The 23,206-nt window shown below is 69.7% G+C and carries 13 protein-coding genes; 4 read left to right on the plus strand and 9 right to left on the minus strand.

Annotation, left to right across the window (positions count from 1 at the left end):
• Positions 1–411 precede the first annotated feature (411 nt).
• On the plus strand, positions 412–4,815 hold the full coding sequence (locus tag ACFWBN_RS23290) for a ricin-type beta-trefoil lectin domain protein (RefSeq protein WP_385178823.1): 4,404 nt from the start codon (positions 412–414) through the stop codon (positions 4,813–4,815).
• Between the two features lie 149 nt (positions 4,816–4,964).
• On the opposite strand, the gene ACFWBN_RS23295 is transcribed toward ACFWBN_RS23290, so the two are convergent.
• From ACFWBN_RS23295 to ACFWBN_RS23305, 3 genes are all read right to left on the minus strand, one after another.
• Complete coding sequence (locus ACFWBN_RS23295; RefSeq protein ID WP_385178824.1) at positions 4,965–5,189, minus strand: hypothetical protein; 225 nt, start codon at positions 5,187–5,189, stop codon at positions 4,965–4,967.
• Between the two features lie 532 nt (positions 5,190–5,721).
• Entirely contained in the window at positions 5,722–6,219 is a 498-nt protein-coding gene (locus ACFWBN_RS23300; protein WP_385178825.1) for a hypothetical protein, read from the minus strand.
• A gap of 318 nt (positions 6,220–6,537) precedes the next feature.
• Positions 6,538–7,833 carry an IS256 family transposase gene (locus ACFWBN_RS23305; RefSeq protein ID WP_385178826.1) on the minus strand — a complete coding sequence of 432 codons (1,296 nt, stop codon included), beginning with the start codon at positions 7,831–7,833 and terminating at the stop codon, positions 6,538–6,540.
• Between the two features lie 2 nt (positions 7,834–7,835).
• On the opposite strand from ACFWBN_RS23305, the gene ACFWBN_RS23310 reads away from it, so the two are divergent.
• From ACFWBN_RS23310 to ACFWBN_RS23320, 3 genes are all read left to right on the plus strand, one after another.
• Entirely contained in the window at positions 7,836–9,557 is a 1,722-nt protein-coding gene (locus tag ACFWBN_RS23310) for a ricin-type beta-trefoil lectin domain protein (RefSeq protein WP_385178827.1), read from the plus strand.
• A gap of 340 nt (positions 9,558–9,897) precedes the next feature.
• Positions 9,898–11,925 carry an ABC transporter ATP-binding protein gene (locus ACFWBN_RS23315; RefSeq protein WP_385178828.1) on the plus strand — a complete coding sequence of 676 codons (2,028 nt, stop codon included), beginning with the start codon at positions 9,898–9,900 and terminating at the stop codon, positions 11,923–11,925.
• A gap of 111 nt (positions 11,926–12,036) precedes the next feature.
• Positions 12,037–14,253: a germacradienol/geosmin synthase gene (locus tag ACFWBN_RS23320; protein WP_385178829.1), complete on the plus strand. Its 2,217-nt coding sequence runs from the start codon at positions 12,037–12,039 to the stop codon at positions 14,251–14,253.
• Between the two features lie 79 nt (positions 14,254–14,332).
• Here the strand turns inward: ACFWBN_RS23320 and ACFWBN_RS23325 are convergent, their stop codons facing one another.
• The 6 genes from ACFWBN_RS23325 to ACFWBN_RS23350 all read right to left on the minus strand — a co-directional run bounded on the left by ACFWBN_RS23325 (position 14,333) and on the right by ACFWBN_RS23350 (position 23,204).
• On the minus strand, positions 14,333–15,583 hold the full coding sequence (locus ACFWBN_RS23325) for a GNAT family N-acetyltransferase (protein ID WP_385178830.1): 1,251 nt from the start codon (positions 15,581–15,583) through the stop codon (positions 14,333–14,335).
• Positions 15,584–15,728: 145 nt separating this feature from the next.
• Positions 15,729–16,964, minus strand: a complete 1,236-nt coding sequence (locus ACFWBN_RS23330; protein WP_385178831.1) for a YncE family protein — start codon at positions 16,962–16,964, stop codon at positions 15,729–15,731.
• Positions 16,965–17,121: 157 nt separating this feature from the next.
• Positions 17,122–18,273: an XdhC family protein gene (locus tag ACFWBN_RS23335; protein WP_385178832.1), complete on the minus strand. Its 1,152-nt coding sequence runs from the start codon at positions 18,271–18,273 to the stop codon at positions 17,122–17,124.
• A 98-nt stretch (positions 18,274–18,371) separates the two neighbouring features.
• Positions 18,372–19,835, minus strand: a complete 1,464-nt coding sequence (locus tag ACFWBN_RS23340) for an NCS2 family permease (RefSeq protein ID WP_385178833.1) — start codon at positions 19,833–19,835, stop codon at positions 18,372–18,374.
• A 352-nt stretch (positions 19,836–20,187) separates the two neighbouring features.
• Positions 20,188–22,593 carry a xanthine dehydrogenase family protein molybdopterin-binding subunit gene (locus ACFWBN_RS23345; protein WP_385178834.1) on the minus strand — a complete coding sequence of 802 codons (2,406 nt, stop codon included), beginning with the start codon at positions 22,591–22,593 and terminating at the stop codon, positions 20,188–20,190.
• Between the two features lie 2 nt (positions 22,594–22,595).
• On the minus strand, positions 22,596–23,204 hold the full coding sequence (locus ACFWBN_RS23350) for a (2Fe-2S)-binding protein (protein WP_385178835.1): 609 nt from the start codon (positions 23,202–23,204) through the stop codon (positions 22,596–22,598).
• Positions 23,205–23,206 lie beyond the last annotated feature (2 nt).

Consider the following 23,206-nt stretch of genomic DNA (forward strand, 5'->3'; position numbering starts at 1 on the left):
GCCTCGGCCAGGGGAAGCCCCAGGCCCGACAGGAGCACCGCGAGCACGGAGGCGACCGCTACGCGCGACCGTCCCGCGCGCGAGCGCTCGAAGTAACCAGCCCGACGAAACAACGAAATCCCCCACAAGTGCAAAAAAGGCATGACGAACGGACGGTCTGAGCCCGAATCGAACGCACTGTAGGGATCGTGTTCGCGCCACGTACAGGGTTTTCTTAAAAGATCCTTACATGACCAACATCACCCACTGGACATGCCGCCCCTTCCCCCGGCAAACGGGGCATCACGTATCCACGGCTTGTTGACACATTGCGCAAGTGAAGCGAATCTGCGCCTGGCTCACGCCATCTCAGTTCCCAAACCACAGCCGCAGCCACAGCCACAGCCACAGCCACAGCGAGGACCCGCCACCGTGAGGCCGTCACTACTTCCATCCTGGATACCGGGGCCGGGCTCCGGCCCCCGCCGACGGCGGGCCTCCCGTGTCTCGGCACTCCCCGTCGCCGGTGCCGTCGCACTCGCCCTCGGGGCCGGCCTGCTCACCGGGCAGCCGGCCCTCGCGGACGACGCGGCCGCCCGCGGCCACGGCCCGGCGAACACCGACTGGCCCGCCCCCACGGGCAAGCCCGGTGCCCAGAGCGCCGCGGCCAAGGCCGTCGAGGACGCCAAGGCCCAGGCGAAGAAGACCGGGAAGCCCGTCGCCGTCGACCGGCTGACCACCGGCAACGCGCTGACCGTCGCCAACCCGGACGGCACCTTCACCACCGACACCGCCCCCGTGCCCCAGCGGGTCAAGGGAGCGGACGGCAAGTGGCGCGGCCTCGACGCGACCCTCCGTACCAACCCGGACGGCACCGTCACGCCCACCGCTTCCGCCTCGAAGCTGAGCTTCTCCGGCGGCGGCACCGGCCCGATGGCCACGATGACCACCGCCGACGGCAAGAAGCTGGCCCTCAAGGCCCCCTTCCCGCTGCCCAAGCCGCAGCTCAACGGCGACAGCGCGCTCTACAAGGCCGTCCTGCCCGACGTCGACCTCCAGCTGACCGCCACCCCCGTCGGCGGCTGGCGCCAGGTCCTCATCGTCCGCACCGCACGGGCCGCGGCCGACCCCGCCGTCAAGAAGCTCCAGCTCGCCGTCGACGCCGACGGACTGACCGTCACCGCGGACAAGGCCGGCAACCTGACGGCCGCCGACGCCCAGGGCAAGGCCCGCTTCACGGCCCCCACGCCCCTCATGTGGGACTCCGCGACGACCCCGGCGACCACCCCTGTGACCGCCCCGCAGACCGAGCAGGCCCCCGCCGCGAAGTCCGGTACGGCGCGCAGCCTCACGGCGGCCCCCGGCGCCGACGCACCCCCGACCGACGCCACCGACGCCCCTGCCGCCGCAGCGGCCGCCGCGCCCGCCGCCGAACAGCCGCCGGTCTCCAGCGCGGACGGCCCCGGCCAGGCCGCGGCCGTCGCCGCCATCGGCACCACGACCGACTCGAAGACCATCCAGCTCGTGCCGGACAACGCCGTCCTCGGGAAGGGCACCGGCCCCTGGTACATCGACCCGGGCTGGAACCCGGACGTCGACAACGGCACCCAGGCCTGGTCCCAGGTCCAGGAGGCGTACCCCGACACCAACGAGTACAACGGCACCGCCGACGGCCAGGACAAGCCCGCCGCCGGCTACTGCGGCTACTCGTCCTGCACGCGCAAGGGCAAGGAGCGCGCCTACTTCCAGGTCGGAATCAACTCCGTCATCCACGGCGCGGTGGTCCTCGACGCCCGGCTGTACGCGACCGTCGTCTCCTCCTCCAGCCCCAGCACCGCCACCCCCATGGGCCTGTACTGGACCGGCGGGATCTCGAACCCCACCAGCTGGAGCCGGCAGCCCTGCGGCACCGGCTCCACCATGCAGGGGTGCTCCAAGATCGGCATCGTCTGGATGAAGGGATCCGGCGAGATCTCCTTCGACGTCAAGTCCCAGATGGAAGCCGCTGCCCGGGACAAGTGGTCCAACTTCACGTTCGGCCTCGCGCCGGACGACGAGGGCAACATGTACTACCGGCAGCGGTTCTCCAACACTCCGCACATCAAGATCACGTACGACATCAAGCCCACCATCTGGTACCCGCGCACCAGTCCCACCCCGGGCTTCGCCGACACGGCCTCCTACGCGGACTGCTTCACGCCGGGAGGCGCCCACCCGTGGGACAACCCGGGCTGGGTCGGGGCGAACAGCAACATCACGCTGACCAGCAACACCTACTCGGCCACCAACCGCCAGCTCATGACCACGTTCCAGTACTGGGACGACGACGACGGCGGCAAGACCTCGTACGCCCAGACGGGCTGGAACGGCAGCTACGGACCGGCCACCGTCGACGTCGGCCGGCTGACCGAGGGACACCAGTACGGCTGGACCTCGCGCACCACCGACGAGACGCTCACCAGCGGCGACAGCGACTGGTGCTACTTCCGCGTCGACCGGACCCCGCCGACCGCCGCCGTCACCTCCACCGACTTCCCCGAGTCCGGCACCATCGGCGGCCACCCCAAGCTCGTCAACCAGGAGGGCTCCTTCACCCTCACCGGCGCCGACCCGGCCCCGGCCGCGGGCGGCCGCAGCTCCGGCCTGGCCTGCGCCCGCTGGACCACCGACCCGGTCAAGGCCGCCGCCACCAACTGGAAGTGCACGGACACCGACCCGGGCGTCACCAAGCTCGTCGGCGGTACGGCCACCATCAAGGTCACCCCGCAGCGCTGGGGCACCAACTTCGTGTACCTGCAGACCCAGGACGTCGCGGGCAACCTCTCACAGCCCGTCGCCTACAGCTACTACGCCCCGTCCAACCCCAACAGCCCGGCCCCGCTCTTCGGTGACGTGACCGGCGACAAGAAGGCGGACGTCCTCCTTCCCGACACGGCGGGCAACCTCCGCCAGATCGGCGGCGGCACCGACCCCGCCGCGGCGCCCAACGCCCGGACCAAGCCCGCTCCCGGCAACAACGGCTGGAACGGCATCCAGATCACCCACCGCGGCAGCCTCGGCTTCAAGGAAGTCGACGACCTGATCGCCCACCAGCCGGGCAACACCGGTCTTCAGCTCTACACGAACAACGGCAGCGGGCTGTTCGACACCCAGGCGGCGGCCCCTATCAACAAGCCCTCCGGATGCACCAACCCGGCCGGCGCGACCATCGACTGCGCCGCGCACGGGTACGGCTCCAACTGGGCCAACGTCTCCCAGATCGCGGCCTTCGGCTCCCCCAACGGCGACACCCTGGACGGTGACGGGGCGCTCCCGCGCACGTCCCTCCTCTTCGTCGAGAACGGGCGCCTGTGGCTGGGCACCGCCGGCTCCACGAACCAGCTGGCCGCCAAGGCCGTCCTGCTGTCCGCCAACGACCAGCGCTGGGACGGCTACGACCTGATCGCCCCGGGCCGGGCCCAGGGCACGGCCTTCCCGACCCTGTGGGCCCGCTCCAAGAGCGACGGAAGCCTCCACGCCTTCTCGGTGAAGGGCACGGCGGACGACCCGGACCTGACCGGCTTCACCGACCCCGCCGCGGGTCTGCTGACCGGCCGGGTCGACCCGGCCGTCTACCCCCGCGTCGGCTCGAACGGCGACCTGAACGGCGACGGCCTCCCCGACCTGTGGGCCGTCGACGCCAACCAGCAGCTCGTCGCCTTCAACGGGGCCGGCACGGCCGCCGCGCACCCGAACGTCACCGGCATCGACACCACGGCCATCACCCTGGGCAACCTCAACATGCCCAAGGCCCAGTGGAAGCTGACCAGCCAGACCGGCGCGACCACCCCGAGCGCGGTCGGCAACTTCCCCGCCACAGCGGCAGGCATCACCTGGCCCACCGAGAAGATCGGCGGGCGCGACTCGGCGTACGCCGCCTTCAAGGACACCAGCTCCTCCATCACCACCGCCGGCCCGGTCATCGACACCCGCAGCAGCTTCACCATCAGCACCTGGGTCAAGGCCAAGGCGGCCGGAGGCGTCGTCCTCAGCCAGGACCTGAACAACCACAGCTCCCTGCTCCTGTTCCCCAACCACAACAAGAAGGTCTGGCAGTTCGCCCTCGCCAACGGCGACAGCGGATCCTGGCCGTACGACGAGACCAACGAGACCAACAGCGCCGCCACCCTCGCGCTGGACACCTGGACGCGTCTCAGCGCCGTCTACGACCACACGACCGGCCTGATGCGCCTGTACGTCAACGGCGCGCTCGCCGCGACCGGCCACCACAAGGCGTCCACCAGCCCGGCCCCCGTCGGGCCCTTCAACCTGGGCCGGTACAAGAGCTCCGGGGCGTACGCCAACTCCCCCTTCAACGGCGGCATCAGCAACCTCGCCGTCTACCCCTACGCCGCCTCCCCCACGGCCTCCGGCACCTCCGGCAAGATCTCGTACACCGCCACCGGTACCCACTGCGCCGACCTGGGCGCGGACGGCACCAAGGTCCAGATCTGGGAGTGCAACGAGATCAGCGGCGGCTTCGCCCAGAAGTTCGAGGTCCGCGGCGACGGAACCCTCCGCGTCCAGGGCAAGTGCCTGGACGCCAAGGACGCCGGCACCGCCCCCGGCACGCTGATCCAGGCCGTCGGCTGCCACGACCACCCGGCGCAGCAGTTCCTGCCCCGCGCCGACGGCAGCCTCTACAACCCGGTCTCCGGCCTCTGCGTGGACCTGGACCACGGCAACACCACCAACGGGATCCAGCTCCAGCTCTGGAACTGCAACCAGAGCAACCCCCAGCGCTGGACCCTTCCCGCGCTGAGCACCGCACCGCTCCCGGTTCCCAGCACCGCGTAGCACGCGCAACGCACCGAGGCCGCCTCCCCGTCCGGGGAGGCGGCCTCCGCCTTATCTCAAGCCCCCCTCACCGCACTCGGGAAGGGGACCGCTCCCTCAAGCCCCGGCGTACGGCCCACCCGGACCGCGAGCTGCACGCCGCCGGGTGGTCACACCTTGGTGGTCTGGTTCAGCGCGACGAGCGCGTGCGCCCACCGCGCGAACTTCAGCTGCCCGAAGTCGGCGACGGTCCTGACCCCGAACGCCTGCTCAAGCAGCTCACCGTCCTTGTCGGTGACCCCCTTCAGCGCCGCCACGGGGGCGGAGAGGATCTCGGCGAGGGGCTTGTCCTCCCAGGCCTTGTCCAGAACCTTGCTCAGATCGATCGAAGACATGCGTGTGCCCTCCCAGGCGGGGATCTACATACAAGTAGAAACATAGACGAATCGGACATCGACCCAAAGCTTCGACACCACCCGGCCCAGGGGCGGCGTCCGGCCCACCCAAGCGGAGCCGGCGCGGGCGCAACGTCGCGTCCGGCCTCGACGCCATCGCGCTCAACCAACGAGCAGGAGAACGCCCAGCCCTCGGGCGCGTGGATGGTCTTCGAGGCATTGACCACTAAAAGAACCATGAACCCCTCCCAGGAAGATTTCCGGAAAGGGTTCATGGGTGTCATCTCCTGATTCCCACAAAGAGAACCAATTAATGCCTCAGCGGGCTCTACAACTCCTACGCACGCCCTCGATCCACAGATTCGTCACGGACCGTCCACGATCCAGGGGACACCAATACACTGCCACCGCATCTCGGGTCCCGAGTAAGAATTAGAGCAGCATCCTACCGCTTGGGGTGCCGTGGACGGCTGGCTGGCCCCGATGGTGGTACCACCTTCCCGCAAGTACCGCTCTACCGCCGGCGCTGCCCTCAGTTACTACTGCCAATAGTCGGCGGTGCATCCCAAAGGGACTGGATAAGGCAGCTCCTGACCCATCCAGAAAACGCATCACTAGAGGGATCTCCAGGCGTCGCAAGAGATAGATGAAGCCCTTCCGGAATTGCAATATACGCATCCTGCCAAGATGTTTCATTTTCTACCTCGACACCACGGTCCACTCGAATGGAGAGCCTCTTGAACGGCTTATAGAAAATACCGACTGGACCCTCCCCCGTGGCGTCAAGCGAATACCCTTCCTCCTCCCAGAATTCCTCCATTTCGCGGTCCCGAGAGAACGTGACAATGTCCGACGTCATGTCGTCACTCTCGAAATCAATGGATGTCGACCCGAAATCAAACGACCGAAAAATCTCCCCATTCACCAGGTGGGCAGGCCATCTTTCTTCAAGTCTGACCGAGAACCGGCGGAACAAATGCCCCGCCGGGCCGGCCACGACGAGGTCCGTCGAGTACCCAGAGAAATCCACAGTGCCCCCTTTAGGCATCCAAGCCCGCTACCTGCCCCAGCCCTTGACTGGCCCTGCATACACAATGTCAGCGCGAGCAATATCAAGATCATCGGGGGAGAACCAGACGTGATCTCGCCCGCCTCTCAGGCGTCCAGAAACTCGGCATGCACAAACCTCAAACTGAATAACGTATTCGGATTTCTCTCTCGTCAATCCGAGGTACGACTTGAAGCCTCCCGGCTTCTTGGCGACGTCTGCAGGGCTCATCCCAGCCAAGTGGGAGTGTCAGTTTCTTTGTGTAAGCCCTGGTGCTGACGTTCCTTGCGGGTGGTGCGGTTACTGGTTGTCGGTGACGCGGTCGCCGTAGTAGCCGGCGAGGGTGTTGATCGCTTCCTTCCAGTTGTGGGTCCGGCCGGTGGGGTTGCGCCGGTTGGGTTGCCGGTCCCGGATGACGAGGTAGAGGACCTTCAACGCCGCGTCCTCGTTCGGGAAGTGTCCGCGGCGGCGGGTGGCCTGGCGGAAGCGGGAGTTAAGAGACTCGATCATGTTCGTCGTGTAGACGATTTTTCGGATCTCGGGTGGGAACCGCAGGAACATGACGAAGTGTTCCCAGCTGCGGCGCCAGACCGCGACCAGGGCCGGGTAGCGGCGGCCCCAGTCGGCCTCGAACTCGGCGAACCGGGCCTCGGCCGCGTCCGCGGTCGCGGCCGTGTAGACCTGCCGGAGCTCCTTCGCGATCTGCGACCAGTGCTTGGTGGAGGCGTACTTCAGCGAGTTGCGGACCATGTGGACCACGCAGAGCTGGACGTCCGCCAGCGGCCAGATCGCGGCGATGGAGTCGGGCAGGCCCTTCAGGCCGTCGCAGCAGGCGATCAGAACGTCCTGGACTCCACGGTTCTTCAGCTCCGCGAGCCAGGTCATCCAGGTCTTGGCGCCCTCACCACCGCTGCCGACCCACATGCCCAGGATGTCCCGCTCGCCTTCGAGGTTGATGCCCACCGCGATGTAGACGGGCCGGTTGGCGACCGCGCCGTCGCGGATCTTCAGGACGATCGCGTCGATCATGACGACGGCGTAGACGCGGTCCAGCGGCCGGTTGCGCCAGGCGTCCAGCTCGGCGCTGACCTTGTCGGTGGCCTTGGAGATCGTCTCGCGCGAGACGTCCACGTCGTAGATCTCCGCGAGATGGGCCTGGATCTCACCCGTGGTCAGACCCTTCGCGTAGAGGGACAGGATCGCCTCGTCGAAGCCCTCCGCCCGCCGCTGATGCTTGGGCACGATCTGCGGGCTGAAGGTGCCGGCGCGGTCGCGGGGAATGTCCAGTTCCACCGCCCCCACGTCCGTCAGGATCCGCTTGCGGCTGGTGCCGTTGCGGGAGTGGCCCGACCCGATCCCGACCCGGTCGCCCTTCTCGTAGCCGAGGTGGTCGGCCATCTCACTCTCGAGAGCGCCTTCCAGGACCAGCTTCACCGGTCCCTTGAGCAGCCCGTTCTCTCCGACCAGGTTCATGCCCTCCGCGCGGGCCCGCTCCACGAGCTGCCCAGCCAAGTCACGTTCCGTCTCCGCCAGTCGAGCCAACTCAGCCCCCGTCCGTACGATGCCTTCACGGGGCCGGTCATCCTTGATCCCCATCAGTGATCCTTCCCGGCAGAGACCACGTCTCATGCCTTACGGGTCACACCGGGGCGTACACAAAATTCCGGACAGTCCCCTGTGCGGCCAACGGCTACGGTCCCGACTGGTCCAAGGTCAGCCAGATAGCGGCATTCGGCTCGATCACCGGTGACACAGCAACTCCACCGGCACTACTGCCCCGCACCTCACTGCTTTTCGTTGAGAACGGACGGCTCTGGATAAGCCTCGCAGGCGCCGCTGACCAGCTGTCCACCCGCGCCATCCTGCTTTCCGCCAACGACACGAAGTGGGGCGGCTACGACCTGATCGCCCCGGGCCGCGCCCAGGGCACCGACTTCCCGACCCTGTGGGCCCGCTCCAAGACCGACGGAAGCCTCCACGCCTTCTCGGTCAAGGGCACCGCACAGGCCCCCGACCTCACCGGTTTCGCCGATCCGTCCGCAGGCGCAATCTCCGGAAAGATCGATCCGAAGACCTACCCGCGGGTCGGCTCCGAGGGAGACCTGACCGGCGACGGCATCCCCGACCTGTGGGCCGTCGACGCCAACCAGCAGCTCGTCGCCTTCAGCGGCGCCGGCACGGCGCCCAACGGTGGGACCGTCCCGTACCCCACCGTCACCGGCGTCGACCCCGGCACCGTCAGCCTGGGCAACCTCAACACGCCGAAGGAACAGTGGCTGCTGACCGACCACAAGGGCACCACCGTCCCCAGCGCGATCGGCAACTTCCCCGCCACCGCGGCCGGCATCACCTGGCCCACCGAGAAGATCGGCGGGCGCGACTCGACCTACGCCGCCTTCAAGGACACCAGCTCCTCCATCACCACCGCCGGCCCGGTGATCGACACCCGGAAGAGCTTCACCATCAGCACCTGGGTCAAGGCCAAGGCGGCCGGAGGCGTCGTCCTCAGCCAAGACCTCAACCGCAACAGCTCCCTACTCCTGTACCCCGACCACAACCTGAACGTCTGGCGCTTCGGTCTCGCCAACGCGGACACCGACACGTGGCCGTACGACCTGACCAACGAGTCCAACAGCGCCGCCAAGCTCGCTCTCGACACCTGGACCCAGCTCACCGCCGTCTACGACCACACCACCGGGCACATGCGCCTGTACGTCAACGGCACCCTCGCGGCCACCGGCCAACACGGAGCATCCAGCAGCCCGGCCCCCGTCGGCCCCTTCAACCTGGGCCGCTTCAAGGACTCCGGCGCATACGTCAACTCACTGTTCGACGGCGGCATCAGCAACCTCGCCGTCTACCCCTACGCGGCCTCCGTCACCGCTCCCGGAGCCGCGGGCCCCATCAACCTGACCGCCGCCGCCGGAAGCTGTGTCGACAACGACGCCGGGGAGACCGCCGAAGGGAACAAGATCCAGATCTGGGGGTGCAGCGGCAACTGGATGTCCCAGCAGTTCGAGATCCGCAACGACGGCACCGTCCGCATCCAGGGCAAGTGCCTCAATGCCGCAGGCGCCGGGACCGTGAACGCCACGCCCATCGAACTCCGCACCTGCGACAGCAGCGCCGGAAGCCAGAAGTTCCTCCCCCGAGCCGACAACGGCCTCTACAACCCCGCCTCCAACCGCTGCCTCGACCTCGGCAACTTCAACACCACCCCAGGCACCCAGCTCTGGCTCTACGACTGCAATTCCTCCCCTGCCCAGCGCTGGACCATCCCCACCCTCGGTACCGCCCCTCTCCCACTGCCCAGCCCGTAACCCCGCACCAGACCGAGGCCGCCTCCCCCACCCGGGGAGGCGGCCTCCGCCATGTCCCCGGTCCCGCCGTCACGGCCAGGTGCGCAATCCCTCGAAGGGGGTCATGACCACCCCCGAGTGGTTCGAACGCCGCGTTACGGGCCCCTGCCCGGCCGTCCCTTGGGGTCTTCGGGCCGGTCGCAACTGCGTGCGGGCGTTCGCTCCCCCCGCCCCGTGACGCCGCTCTGAGCAGCCACGTTCTTCCGGCGTCAGTTCGCAGACGCTGCGCCTCGGGAGGAATCTTGCGATCCGTGCACGTTCATGTGGTGTTCGACCCGGCCCCGGGCGGAGGTGGCCGCGCATGAGGCTCCTCAAGCGGCCCGCGGCCGCCGAGCCCGCCGTCTCCGAGAGCGAGCGCCGCCTCTTCGGCGGGCCCCTGCGCTACGACGCCGGCTGGTCCAACCACGACTACGCCCGGCTGGAGAGCCGGCTGTTGGCCACCCTGCGGTCCATGCCCCGGATGGTCGGCGGGACCCTGCGCCTCGCCTGGGACACCGACCGGCGGGCCCTGCTCACCGTCGCCGTGTCCGAGGCCGGGCAGGGGGTCACCTCCGCCGTCGGGCTGCTCGTCCTCAGCGAGGTGCTGCGTACGCTGCTCGGCTCGGGGAGCGCTGCCGACCGGCTGAACCACGCCGTGCCCGCCCTCGCCGCGGGTGCGCTGGTCGCCGTACTGGGCGCCGTACTGGCCTCGCGGTCGACCGCGGCCGCCGGGCGGCTGGAGCCCAAGGTGGAGCGGGCCGCGTACGAGCAGTACCTGAAGGCCGCCGTGGAGGTGGAGCTCGAAGCCATCGAGGACGGGGAGTTCCGGCGGCTGCTCGACAGCGCCCAGTGGGGGCCGCCCTCCGCCCGCCGGACGGTGGGGGCCTGTGTGGCCACCCTGGGAGGGGTGATCTCGCTGGTCGCGACCGCCGGGGTGCTGACCGTGCTGCACCCGCTGCTGCTGCCCATGCTGCTGCTGATCGCCGCCCCGCGCGGCTGGGGCGCGATGCGGGTGGCCCAGCGGCGCTACCTGTCCGTGATCACCTGGGTCGAGCACGTACGGGCCGCCCGGCTCATCGGCCAGCTGCTGATCTCCCGTACGTCGGCCCCCGAGGTACGGGTGCACGGCGTCGGCCGCTATCTGCTGGGCCACTACCGCAACATGGCCGAGCACGCCGAGGGCGAGGCCACCCGCCTCGCCAAGGACAAGGCCGCCACCGAGCTGCTCGCCGCCGCGCTCTCCGGCGCCGCCGCCCTCGTCACGTACGGGGCGATGGGAGCGCTGATCGTCTCCGGCCGGATGGACCTCGCCGTCGCCGGGACGGCCGTGATCGCGGTGCGCACCGGCTCGGCGAGCCTGGGCGCGCTGGTGAACACCACCAACACCCTGCACGAGGAGTCCTTGTACGTTAGGGACCTGGAGCGGTTCGTCGCCGCGGCGGGCCGCCGCGCCATCCCCGTCGGCGGGCTGCCGCTGCCCGAGCGGCTGGGCACGCTGCGGCTCGACGACGTGCACTTCAGCTATCCGGACCGGGAGGAACCGGCCCTCGCCGGGGTCTCCCTCACCATCGAGGCGGGCAGCGTGGTCGCCCTGGTCGGCGAGAACGGCTCCGGGAAGAGCACCCTCGTCAAACTCCTCGCCGGACTGCACCTGCCCGACTCCGGATCGCTGACCTGGGACGGGGTCGAGGTGCGGGAGGCGGACCGGGAGCAGGTCTTCGACCGGGTCGCCCTCCTCACCCAGGACTTCGAGCGCTGGCCGGTCACCGCCCGGACCAACATCTCCATCGGCAGGCCCGGCGCCGCCGAGGGCCCGGACCGCGCCGTGGACGAGGCGGCCGAGGTGGTCGCCGCCGCCCGCTACGCCGGGGCCGACCGGATCGTCGCGAAGCTGCCGCACGGCTACGAGACCCTGCTCGCCCGGGTGTTCAGGGGCGCCTCGGAACTCTCCGGCGGGCAGTGGCAGAAGTTCGGCCTGGCCCGCACCCGCTTCCGCGACGCCCGCGTCATCGTCGTGGACGAGCCCACCTCGGCGCTCGACCCGGAGGCGGAGGTCGCCGCCTTCGACAGCATCCGGGGCCTGGCCGGGCCGCGGCGGGCGGTCGTCCTCGTCACGCACCGGATGTCGGGGGTGCGGTACGCCGATGTCATCTACGTCCTGCACGAGGGCCGGGTCGTCGAACAGGGCGGCCACGAGGAGCTGTTGGCGCTCGGCGGCCGCTACGCGACCATGTTCCGGCTCCAGGCCGAGCAGTACGGGCACGGCGGACACGGCGGACACGACGCCCGGAAGCCCACTCCTATCCCCCGGCAGGCCCCCGCGCCCCGGAACGATCCGTCCGTCACCTGAAGCGGTGAACTCCTCCTTATCCCGGGCCCGCCCGGGGTAGGGCACTGCTGATCTCGTGCGGGGGCCGGGTGCCCCGGCCCCCGCACCAAAGGACGAAAGGCCGGCCCCGCCGTGACGCAGCCGTTCCAACTGCCGGATTTCTACGTGCCTTATCCGGCGCGACTGAACCCCCACCTGGAGGACGCGAGGGTCCACAGCAAGCAGTGGGCGCGCGCACTCGGGATGCTGGAGGGTTCCGGCGTCTGGGAGGAGGCCGACCTCGACTCGCACGACTACGCGCTGCTGTGCTCGTACACCCACCCCGACTGCGACGGCGAGGCGCTGTCGCTGGTCACCGACTGGTACGTGTGGGTGTTCTTCTTCGACGACCACTTCCTGGAGATGTACAAGCGCTCGCGGGACCGCGCCGGCGCCAAGGCCCATCTGGACCGGCTCGCCGCCTTCATGCCGATGGACCTGGCCGACGGCTTCCCCGAGCCCGTCAACCCGGTCGAGGCGGGCCTCGCCGACCTGTGGGAGCGGACCGTCCCGGCGATGTCCGCGGACTGGAGGGAACGGTTCTCCGAGTCCACGAGGAACCTCCTCGACGAGTCCCTGTGGGAGCTCGCCAACATCAACATCGGGCGGGTGGCGAACCCCCTCGAATACATCGAGATGCGCCGCAAGGTGGGCGGCGCCCCCTGGTCGGCCGGCCTGATCGAGTACGTCTCCGCCGCGGTCCCGGCGCGCGTGGCGCACTCGCGCGCGCTCGGCGTCCTGCGCGACGCGTTCTCCGACGCCGTGCACATCAGGAACGACATCTTCTCCTACGAGCGCGAGGTCACCGACGAGGGCGAGCTGTCCAACGCCGTCCTGGTCCTGGAGACCTTCCTCGGCTGCACCACCCAGGAGGCCGCCGAGGCCGCCAACGACCTCCTCACCTCCCGCCTCCAGCAGTTCGAGCAGACCGCGCTCGCCGAACTCCCCCAGCTCTTCGCCGACCACGCGATGGACCCGGAGGAGATCGCGGCCGTCCTCGCCTACGCCAAGGGCCTCCAGGACTGGCAGTCGGGCGGCCACGAGTGGCACATGGTCTCCGGCCGCTACATGAACGCGCATGCCAAGGCCACCGCCCCGCTCACCCTGCCCTTCCTCCCGACCGGACTCGGCACCACCGCCCTCGACCTGGGCTCCGTCTTCACCAGGCGCTCGATGGACCTGCGCCGCCGCTCCTTCACCCACGTCCCGTACGAGCGCACCGGCCCCTCCGTGATCCCGGACATCCGCATGCCGTTCGCGCTCTCCCTCAGCCCGCACCTGGACCACGCCCGCGAGGGCTCGGTCGACTGGGCCCGGCGCATGGGCCTGCTGGAACCGCAGCCCGGCGACCCCGGTTCGGCGATCTGGACCGAGGAGAAGCTGCGCGGCTACGACTTCGCGCTCTGCTCGGCCGGCATCGACCCCGACGCCACTGCGGAGGCGCTGCTGCTCAACGCCTGCTGGCTGACCTGGGGGACGTACGGGGACGACTACTACCCGGTGGTCTTCGCGCAGTCCAAGAACCTCTCCGCCGCCAAGGCGACCACCGCCCGGCTGGTCTCGATGATCCCGGTCGACCACGCCGATCAGCCGGTGCCCCGCACGGCGATGGAACGTTCCCTCGCCGACCTGTGGGTGCGCACCGGCCGGGACATGGCCCCGGCCGTGCGCACCGAGTTCCGGGCCACGCTCGTCAGCATGCTGGAGAGCTGGGTGTGGGAGATGGAGAACCAGATCCTGAACCGCATCCCGGACCCGGTGGACTACGCCGAGATGCGCCGCCACACCTTCGGCTCGCACCTCACCATGTACCTGTGCCGGCTCGGCCAGGCGGGTCGCGGCATCCCCGAGGAGGTCTACCGGTCCGGGACCGTCCGGTCCCTGGAGAACGCGGCGGCCGACGCCGCCTGCATGATGAACGACATCTTCTCGTACCAGAAGGAGGTGGAGGTCGAGGGCGAGGTGCACAACTACGTGCTCGTCACCCGGAACTTCTTCGACATCGGCTACCCGGAGGCCCTGCACATCTGCCATGAGCTGATGGCCCGGCGCATCGAGGAGTTCGAGCACATCGTCGCGACGCAGCTGCCGGTGCTCTACGACGACTGGCAGCTGGAGGTCGGCGCCCGGGCCGGGCTCGACGCGTACGTCGGCGAGCTCCAGGACTGGCTCGCCGGGATCCTCAACTGGCACCGGAAGTGCCGCCGTTACCGCGAGGAGGATCTGCACCGGCCGGCCGGCGTCCTGGCCACCGGCGTCCGGAGCTCCGGCTTCGGCATGTCGGCCGCGCGGATCTCCCTGCCTGCCTGATCATGTGGGGGTGGGGGCGGACCGCTCGCCCGCCCCCGCCCGACCCCCGACCCCCGCCGACCGCCGGCCGCCGGCCGCCTCAGAACTCGTCGGCCGTGTGCGGCAGCAGCGGCGTCCGCAGGGCCGCGTCCAGCGCCGTGGCCGCGCCCGGCGTGTGCTCGGCCACCAGCCCGGCCGCGACCAGCTCGGTGACCCGTGTCCCGCCCAGGTAGCAGGCGGCCAGCTCCCGTACGTCCAGGGCCAGATCCGCCGCCGCGCGGGCGGCCTCGTACGTCGCCCCGCCCGGCCCCGCCTTCAGCCGGAACCGTCCGGCGTTCGCGGGCAGCCGTACGTCGGTCAGCTCCAGCACCAGTTCCACCGGCGCGGCCCAGGACCGCCCGGTCAGCGCGGCCCGTACGTCGACCAGGCGCAGCCAGAGCGCCGGGAACTGGGCGGTGACCCGCACCTGGTCCCGGTCGGCGGCGAAGTGCAGCAGCGGGTCGTCGGCGGGGCGGCCCCAGGCGCGGACCCTGCCGGTGAGGTCGAGGGCGGCCAGGCACTCCCACAGCGCGGCGGCGACTGCCGGGGTGTCGGCCTCCAGTTCGTCCACGCGGACCAGGCCGGGGGTGCGGGTGCGCCCGGCGGCGGTGCCCGCGTCGTCCTCCGGCTTGGTGCGGTAGAGCACGTATCCGGCGATGGGCTCGCCCGGCTCGCCCAGGACGATGATCCGGGGCGGGCTCAACTCCTCGTCCTCCTCGTCCTGTTCGGACAGCCACTCCTCGGTCCAGCGCTCCGGGCTCCGGGTCGGGCGGCCGGCCCGGCCGGCGCGGGCGGCCTCGTGGAAGGGGCCGATCAGTTCGAGCGCCTCCTCCGGGGCGACGAGCCGCAGCGGGCGCCGGTCCGGTGCGATGCGCAGGGCGAGCGGGCGGGTGGAGTCGATCTCGATGGTGGCGCCGGTGGTGGCTCCGCCGTAGCCGAAGCGGCCGTAGATGGCGGCCTCGGAGGCCCACAGGGCGGCGATCGGGCTGCCCGCGGCCGCGGCGCGCCGCAGCTGTTCGGCCATGAGCGCGGTGAGGACGCCGCGGCGGCGGTGGGTGGGGGCGACGCAGACGAAGGTGAGCCCGGGACAGGACAGGTCCGCCCCGGGGACCGAGAGCCGGAAGTCGTGCGCGGCCATGAAGCCGACCAGGGTGTCCGTGTCCCCGTCGTAGGCGCCGATCCGGCCGCACCGGGTCAGCAGCGCGTGGTGCTTCTCGCGGCGCTCCTTCTCGGGCCGGTCGTGGAAGACCAGGTACGCGAGTTCCAGGGCGCGGTCGATGTCTGCCTCGGGTACGTCACGGATGTCCACCATGATCACGAGACTAATCGGCCATCGCGGACCAGTCATCCCAAATTGGCTTGATCTGCCCGTTTGGCCAGTTAGTGATCGGCCGAACCACTCTTGTGATCACCGGTCCGCGACCGCTGAACTCGCGCCGCGGGCGGCCGCTCCCCGGCTACCGGGCCGTCGGGCCGGTCCACCCGGCCGGGACGTGACCGAGTCGGACCCGCTGCGGGTGGTCGCCCACCGGTACGGACACCCGCTTGGTGCCGGTGGCGAAGTCGATGGCCGTGACCCGGTCGGAACCGCTCTCGGAGATCACGCAGGCGGTGCCGTCGCCGTCGACGGTGGCCCAGTAGGGCTTGTCGGCGGGCACGAGCGGCCCCTCGGTGAGGGTGGCCCGGTCCACGACGGTCGCGTAGTCGTCCATCGTGCCCGCGATGCAGAGCTTGGCCCCGTCCGGGCTCATGGACATCCCGTGGTGGCGGGAGTCGTTGACCCACTTGGTCCGGTCGGTGCTGGTGGCGGGGTTCTCCGGGAGGGTCTTGAGGCGGGTGATGCGGTCGGTGGCCACGTCGTACTCCAGGAAGCCGTTGAAGAACGACACCTGGAAGTAGAGCTTCGACTCGTCGGGGCTGAAGGAGACGGGGCGCACGGCGTCGGACAGGTCCTTGCGGCCGAAGGCGTCCAGCCGCTCCCGCATGTCGATCACCCGGACCGTGCGGAAGGTCTGCGCGTCGACGACGGTGATCTTCCGGTCGCCCTTCGTCCAGTCCAGCCAGGGCGCGTCCAGGGCGGAGGTCACGTCGCCGATGGAGCTGTTCCACAGGAAGCGGCCGTCGCGGCTGAAGGTGTTCTCGTGGGGCTTGTCGCCGGTGCCGAAGGAGCCGATCTGCCGGCCCGTGGCGATGTCGAGGACGTGGACGGTGTTGGCGGTGGAGGCGGAGACCGCGACCCGCGTTCCGTCCGGCGATACGGCCATGTGGTCGGCACGGTAACCAGCGACGGGGAAGCGCCAGTTGACCCGGCCCGACCGCACGTCGATGGAGACGACGTCGGCGAAGCTGGGCCGGGAGGCGACGACGGCCGAGCCGTCCGGGGTGGTGTACATGTCGTCCACGAACTGGTCGTGGCCCTCGCCCGCGGTGGCCCGGATGCCCAGGAAGAAGCCGAGCTTCACGGGGTTGAGGTAGATCTCCCGGAGCCGCTCCTCCTTGTCGGGGATCACGTTGATCCGGCCGACCTTGGCGAGGTCGCCGGTGGAGGCGAGGACGTCGGCGGTCCCCTCCCAGTTGTTCCCGACGAAGAGCACCTCGCGCAGCCCGTCTCCGGGCGCGGCCGCCGCGGGCGCGATCGCGGTCAGCAGGGTGGCCGCGGCCAGCGCGCCCAGGGTGCGGAGGGTACGTGACATCCGTTCAACTCCGGTGTGGGGAAGGGATGGAGAGGGTGCCTCCTGTTACCGGCCGGTAAAATAGGCGCAACGGCGAAAGGGCGCAACCCCCACGGGGTGCGCCCTTTTCTCTGCTTCGGGTCTCTGCTCCGGGTCCTCGGCTACGGGTGCCCGCCGGTCAGGCGACGGAGCCGATCCGGCCGACCACCGTGTTCGAGGCGTCGGGGTGGATCGGGATGTGCGCGCCGGTGAGGGCGGCGCCGGTGCCGCCTCGGCGGTTGGCGACGATCTCGGCGGCGATGGACAGCGCGGTCTCCTCGGGGGAGCGGGCGCCGAGGTCCAGGCCGATCGGGGAGCGCAGCCGGGCCAGTTCCAGCTCCGTCACGCCGACCTCGCGGAGCCGCTTGTTGCGGTCCTCGTGGGTGCGGCGGGAGCCCATGGCGCCGACGTAGGCAACGGGCAGTTTCAGGGCCAGTTCGAGGAGCGGGACATCGAACTTGGCGTCGTGGGTGAGCACGCACAGGACCGTCCGGCCGTCCACATCCGTGCTCTCCAGGTAGCGGTGCGGCCAGTCGACGACGATCTCGTCCGCCTCGGGGAAGCGGGTCTTCGTCGCGAAGATGGGCCGCGCGTCGCACACGGTCACCCGGTAGCCGAGGAACTTGCCGATCCGCACGAGGGCGGAGGCGAAGTCGATGGCACCGAAGACGATCATCCGCGGGGGCGGGACGCTGGACTCGACCAGCACCTTGAGCGGCTCTCCGCAGAGCCGGCCGTCGGCGCCTATCTCCAGTACGCCGGTCCTGCCGGCGTCGAGCATGGCGCGGGCCTCTTCGGCGATGGTGCGGTCCAGCTCGGGGTGTCCGCCGAAACCGCCCTCCCAGGCGCCTTCGGTACGGACGAGTACGGCGCGGCCCATCAGCTCGGCCGGGCCCTCGGCGATCCGGGCGACCGCCGCAGCCTCCCCACGGGCGGCGGCGGCCAGACCGGCCGCGAACACCTCCCGTACGGGAGAGCCCACGCTGACCGGGGTCACCAGGATGTCGATGATTCCGCCGCAGGTCAGACCCACGGCGAAGGCATCGTCGTCGCTGTACCCGAAGCGCTCCTGAACGGTTTCGCCGTCCTCGAGCGCCTGCCGGCACAGCTCGTACACCGCACCTTCCACGCATCCACCGGAAACCGAGCCGATCGCCGTGCCCTCGCCGTCGACGGCGAGTGCGGCTCCGGGCTGCCTGGGTGCGCTTCCGCCGACCGCCACGACCGTGGCGACCGCGAAGTCACGTCCCTGCTCGACCCACCGATTGAGTTCTTCGGCGATGTCCAGCATGAGGGCCTCCTCGGAGGGGTTCGGTTTCCAGTATCGGATACGTGGAGGGTGCGGTTCTCGTACGACTGCGCTGTCCGTACCGACCGGATCCGGCCGGGTCAGTGGACCCCGAGCCAGCCCTCGATCGGGTTGAGGGCGAAGAACACCAGGAAGATGGCGGTCAGTGCCCACATGAAGGCGCCGATCTCACGGGCCTTGCCCTGCGCGACCTTGATGGCCACGTAGGAGATGACACCGGCGGCCACACCAGCGGTGATCTGGTAGGTGAACGGCATGATCACGACGGTCAGGAAGACCGGGATCGCGGTCGCGCTGTCGGACCAGTCCACGTGGCGGGCGTTCTGCATCATCATCGCGCCGATGACGACCAGGGCCGCAGAGGCGACCTCACCCGGGACGATCTGGGTGATCGGGGTGAAGAAGAGGCAGGCGGCGAAGAACAGACCGGTGACGACGGAGGCGAGGCCTGTGCGGGCACCCTCACCGACGCCGGTCGCGGACTCGACGAACACGGTCTGGCCGGAGCCACCCGCGACGCCACCGATGGCGCCACCGGCACCGTCGATGAACAGCGCCTTGGACAGGCCCGGCATGCGGCCCTGGTCGTCGGCGAGCTTGGCCTCGGTGCCGACGCCGATGATGGTGGCCATCGCGTCGAAGAAGCCGGCGAGAACGAGGGTGAAGACGATCATGCCGATCGTCATCGCACTGACGTCGCCCCAGCCGCCGAACTCGACCTTGCCGAAGAGCGAGAAGTCGGGCATCGAGACCGCGGAGCCCGTGAGCTCCGGCGCGCCGTTCTTCCAGGCCTTCGGGTCGATGTCCACGATGGCGTTCAGGATCGCGGCCAGGACGGTTCCGCCGACGATGCCGATCAGGATCGCGCCGGGAACCTTGCGGGCCTGCAGCATGAAGATGGCGAGCAGGGTGATGCAGAAGAGCAGGACGGGCCAGCCGGCGAGTTCACCGACGGAACCGAGCTGCACCGGGGGGCCGAACTCCGACCCCTTGCCCACGAAGCCGGCCTTGACCAGGCCGATGAGGGCGACGAACAGGCCGATGCCCATGGTGATCGCGTGCTTGAGCGCGAGCGGGATCGCGTTCATGATCATCTCTCGGAGGCCGGTGACGACCAGGAGACAGATCACGACGCCGTACATCACGCACATGCCCATGGCCTGCGGCCAGGTCATCTGGGGGGCGACCTGCGAGGCGAGCACACCGGACACGGAGAGACCGGCGGCGAGCGCGAGCGGCACCTTGCCGACGAAGCCCATGAGCAGCGTGGTCAGGGCCGCGGCGAAGGCGGTGGCCGTGATCAGCGCCGCGGGCGCCATCGTGTTTCCGGCGACGTCCTTGCCGGAGAGGATCAGCGGGTTGAGCAGGAGGATGTACGCCATGGCCATGAAGGTCGTGATACCGCCACGAACCTCATTGCCGACGTTGGATCCTCTGTGGGTTATGTGAAAGTACCGGTCGAGCCAAGAACGTCCGGCGGGGTTCAGAGAGCCGTCGCCGGCCTCTTCCGCGGTGGTCTTGGGCTCCACAGACGACTGGGTCATGGTGCCTAACTCCCAAGGTTCAAAGGGGCACCCGCATAAAGATTGGAGACACGGGATTTGGGAAACTGCGTTGGCTGCACGACCCGGGGTGACGGCCCGAGGCGACGCGAATTGTGCACTGCGTGTACTGCGGGTAGTGCGGGGGTGACCGCTGGTACTACGAATGTTCTTGCAGGGGTACTGCGGGGTATTGCGGGGTGTTGCGGGGTGTTGCCGGTAAAGGACCGCGAGCGGTGCGGCACTTCGTGTACTCCGGGCGGTGCGACTGGAAGTGTGACGTTCCCGTGTGTCACACCGCCCGGAGAGTCTTTGGGGGGGTCCGGGGGCCACGCGGCCCCCGGACCACGCCGTCCTAGAGGGTGCCGGTGAGGGCTTCCGGACGGATCGGCGTCTTGTTGAGCTCCAGACCCGTCGCCTGCCGGATCGCCGCGAGGACGGCCGGGGTGGACGAGAGGGTCGGGGCCTCGCCCATACCGCGAAGGCCGTAGGGCGCGTTCGGGTCGGCGAGCTCCAGGACGTCGACCGGGATGGTCGGGGTGTCGAGGATGGTCGGGATCAGGTAGTCCGTGAAGGAGGGGTTGCGCACCTTCGCGGTCTTCGGGTCCACGATGATCTCTTCCATGATCGCGACGCCCAGGCCCTGGGTGGTACCACCCTGGATCTGGCCGACCACGGAAAGCATGTTCAGGGCCTTGCCGACGTCCTGGGCGGTCGCCAGCTCGACGACCTTGACGAGGCCGAGCTCGGTGTCCACCTCGACCACCGCGCGGTGCGCGGCGAAGGTGTACTGGACGTGGCCGTCGCCCTGGCCGGTGACCAGGTCGAAGGGGACGGTCGGCCGGTGCCGGAACTCCAGCTCCAGGTCGATCGCGTCCTCGCCCTCCAGGATGTCGGCCAGGTCCGCGAGGACCTCGCCGCCGTCGGTGACGACCTTGCCGCCCTCGAGGAGCAGCTCGGCGGTCGCCCACGCCGGGTGGTAGGACCCGTTCTTGCGGCGGCCGATCTCCAGGACGGCCTCGCGGACGGCCTCACAGGTGTTCTTCACGGCGCCACCGGTCATGTACGTCTGCCGCGAGGCGGACGTGGAACCGGCGGAGCCGACCTGCGTGTCGGCCGGGTGGATGGTCACCTGCGTGACACCCAGCTCCGTACGGGCGATCTGGGCGTGGACGGTGACACCGCCCTGGCCGACCTCCGCCATGGCCGTGTGGACCATCGCGACGGGCTCGCCGTTGATGACCTCGAGGCGCACGCGGGCGGTCGAGTAGTCGTCGAAGCCCTCGGAGAAGCCGACGTTCTTGATGCCGACCGCGTAGCCGACGCCGCGGACGACGCCCTCACCGTGGGTGGTGTTGGAGAGGCCACCGGGCAGCGCGCGGACGTCCGCACCCTGACCGGCGGTCTCCCACTGGTTCTCGGGCGGCAGCGGGCGGGCCTTGACCCGGCGCAGCAGCTCGGCGACGGGCGCCGGGGAGTCCACGACCTGGCCGGTGGGCATGATCGTGCCCATCTCCATGGCGTTCAGCTGGCGGAACTCGACCGGGTCCATGCCCAGCTTCGCCGCGAGCTTGTCCATCTGGGCCTCGTAGGCGAAGCAGGCCTGGACGGCACCGAAGCCGCGCATCGCGCCACAGGGCGGGTTGTTCGTGTAGAGCGCGATCGCCTCGATGTCGACGTCGTCGATGACGTACGGGCCGACGGAGAGGGAGGACGCGTTGCCCACGACCGCCGGGGAAGCGGACGCGTAGGCGCCGCCGTCCAGGACGATCTTGCACTTCATGTGCGTGAGCTTGCCGTCCTTGGTGGCGCCGTGCTCGTAGTAGAGCTTCGCCGGGTGACGGTGCACGTGCCCGAAGAAGGACTCGAACCGGTTGTAGACGATCTTGACCGGCTTGTTCGTGGCCAGGGCCAGGAGGCAGGCGTGGATCTGCATCGAGATGTCCTCGCGACCACCGAAGGCACCGCCGACGCCGGAGAGCGTCATGCGCACCTTCTCCTCGGGGAGACCGAGGACGGGGGCGATCTGCTTGAGGTCCGAGTGCAGCCACTGGGTGGCGACGTAGAGGTCGACACCGCCGTCCTCGGACGGCACGGCCAGGCCGGACTCCGGGCCGAGGAAGGCCTGGTCCTGCATGCCGAAGGTGTACTCGCCCTCGACGATCACGTCGGCGCGCTTGCGGGCCTCTTCCACGTTGCCGCGGATGATCGGCTGGCGGTGCACGATGTTCGGGTGCGGGACGTGACCGATGTGGTGGTCGTCGCGGCCCTCGTGGATCAGCGGCGCGCCTTCGGCGAGGGCGGAGGCCTCGTCCGTGACGAGCGGCAGCTCACGGTAGTCGATCTTGATCTTGGCGGCCGCGCGGCGGGCGGTCTCCGGGTGGTCGGCGGCCACGAGGGCGACCGGCTCACCGTGGTGACGTACCCGGCCGTTGGCGAGAACCGGGGTGTCCTGGATCTCGAGGCCGTAGTTCTTCATCTCGGCCGGCAGGTCGTCGTACGTCAGCACCGAGTAGACACCCGGCATCGCCAGGGCCTCGGAGATGTCGATCGAGACGATCTCGGCGTGGGCCACGGTGCTGCGGAGCGTCTGGCCCCACAGCATGTCCTCGTGCCACATGTCCGAGGAGTACGCGAACTCACCGGTCACCTTGAGGGTGCCGTCCGGGCGCAGCGTGGACTCGCCGATGCCGCCCTTGGTGTGCTTCTGCGTGACGTTGGTCGGCGTACCCGCCGGAACCGTGCGCGTGTTCTGGGCCATGGTCAGACCGCCTCAGACTGACGGGCGGCCGCGAGGCGGACCGCGTCGAGGATCTTCTCGTAGCCCGTGCAGCGGCAGAGGTTGCCGGACAGGGCCTCACGGATGTCCTGGTCGGACGGGGAGGAGTTCTCCTCCAGCAGCGCGTCGGCCTGGACCAGGAGGCCCGGGGTGCAGAAACCGCACTGCACGGCGCCGGCGTCGATGAAGGCCTGCTGGATGTTCGAGAGCTCGACGCCCTCGCCGGTCTGCGAGTCGCCGGGCTTGGCCTGCCACTGCTTGGCCGCGTCCAGGGAGACGCCGCCCTTGCTGCCGCAGCCGCCGCCGGTGCCGCAGGCACCGCCGTGTCCGTGCTCCTCGCGCTGCTTGGCGAACTCCGCCAGGCCCTCGACGGTCACGACGTCGCGACCCTCGACCTGACCGGCCGCGACCAGACACGAACAGACCGGCACGCCGTCGAGACGGACGGTGCACGAACCGCACTCGCCCTGCTCACAGGCGTTCTTCGAACCCGGCAGGCCCAGGCGCTCGCGCAGGACGTAGAGAAGGGACTCGCCCTCCCACACATCGTCGGCTTCCTGCTGACGGCCGTTGACAGTGAAATTGACGCGCATGA

It is taken from the genome of Streptomyces sp. NPDC059989 (assembly GCF_042736975.1).
Taxonomy (GTDB): Bacteria; Actinomycetota; Actinomycetes; order Streptomycetales; family Streptomycetaceae; genus Streptomyces.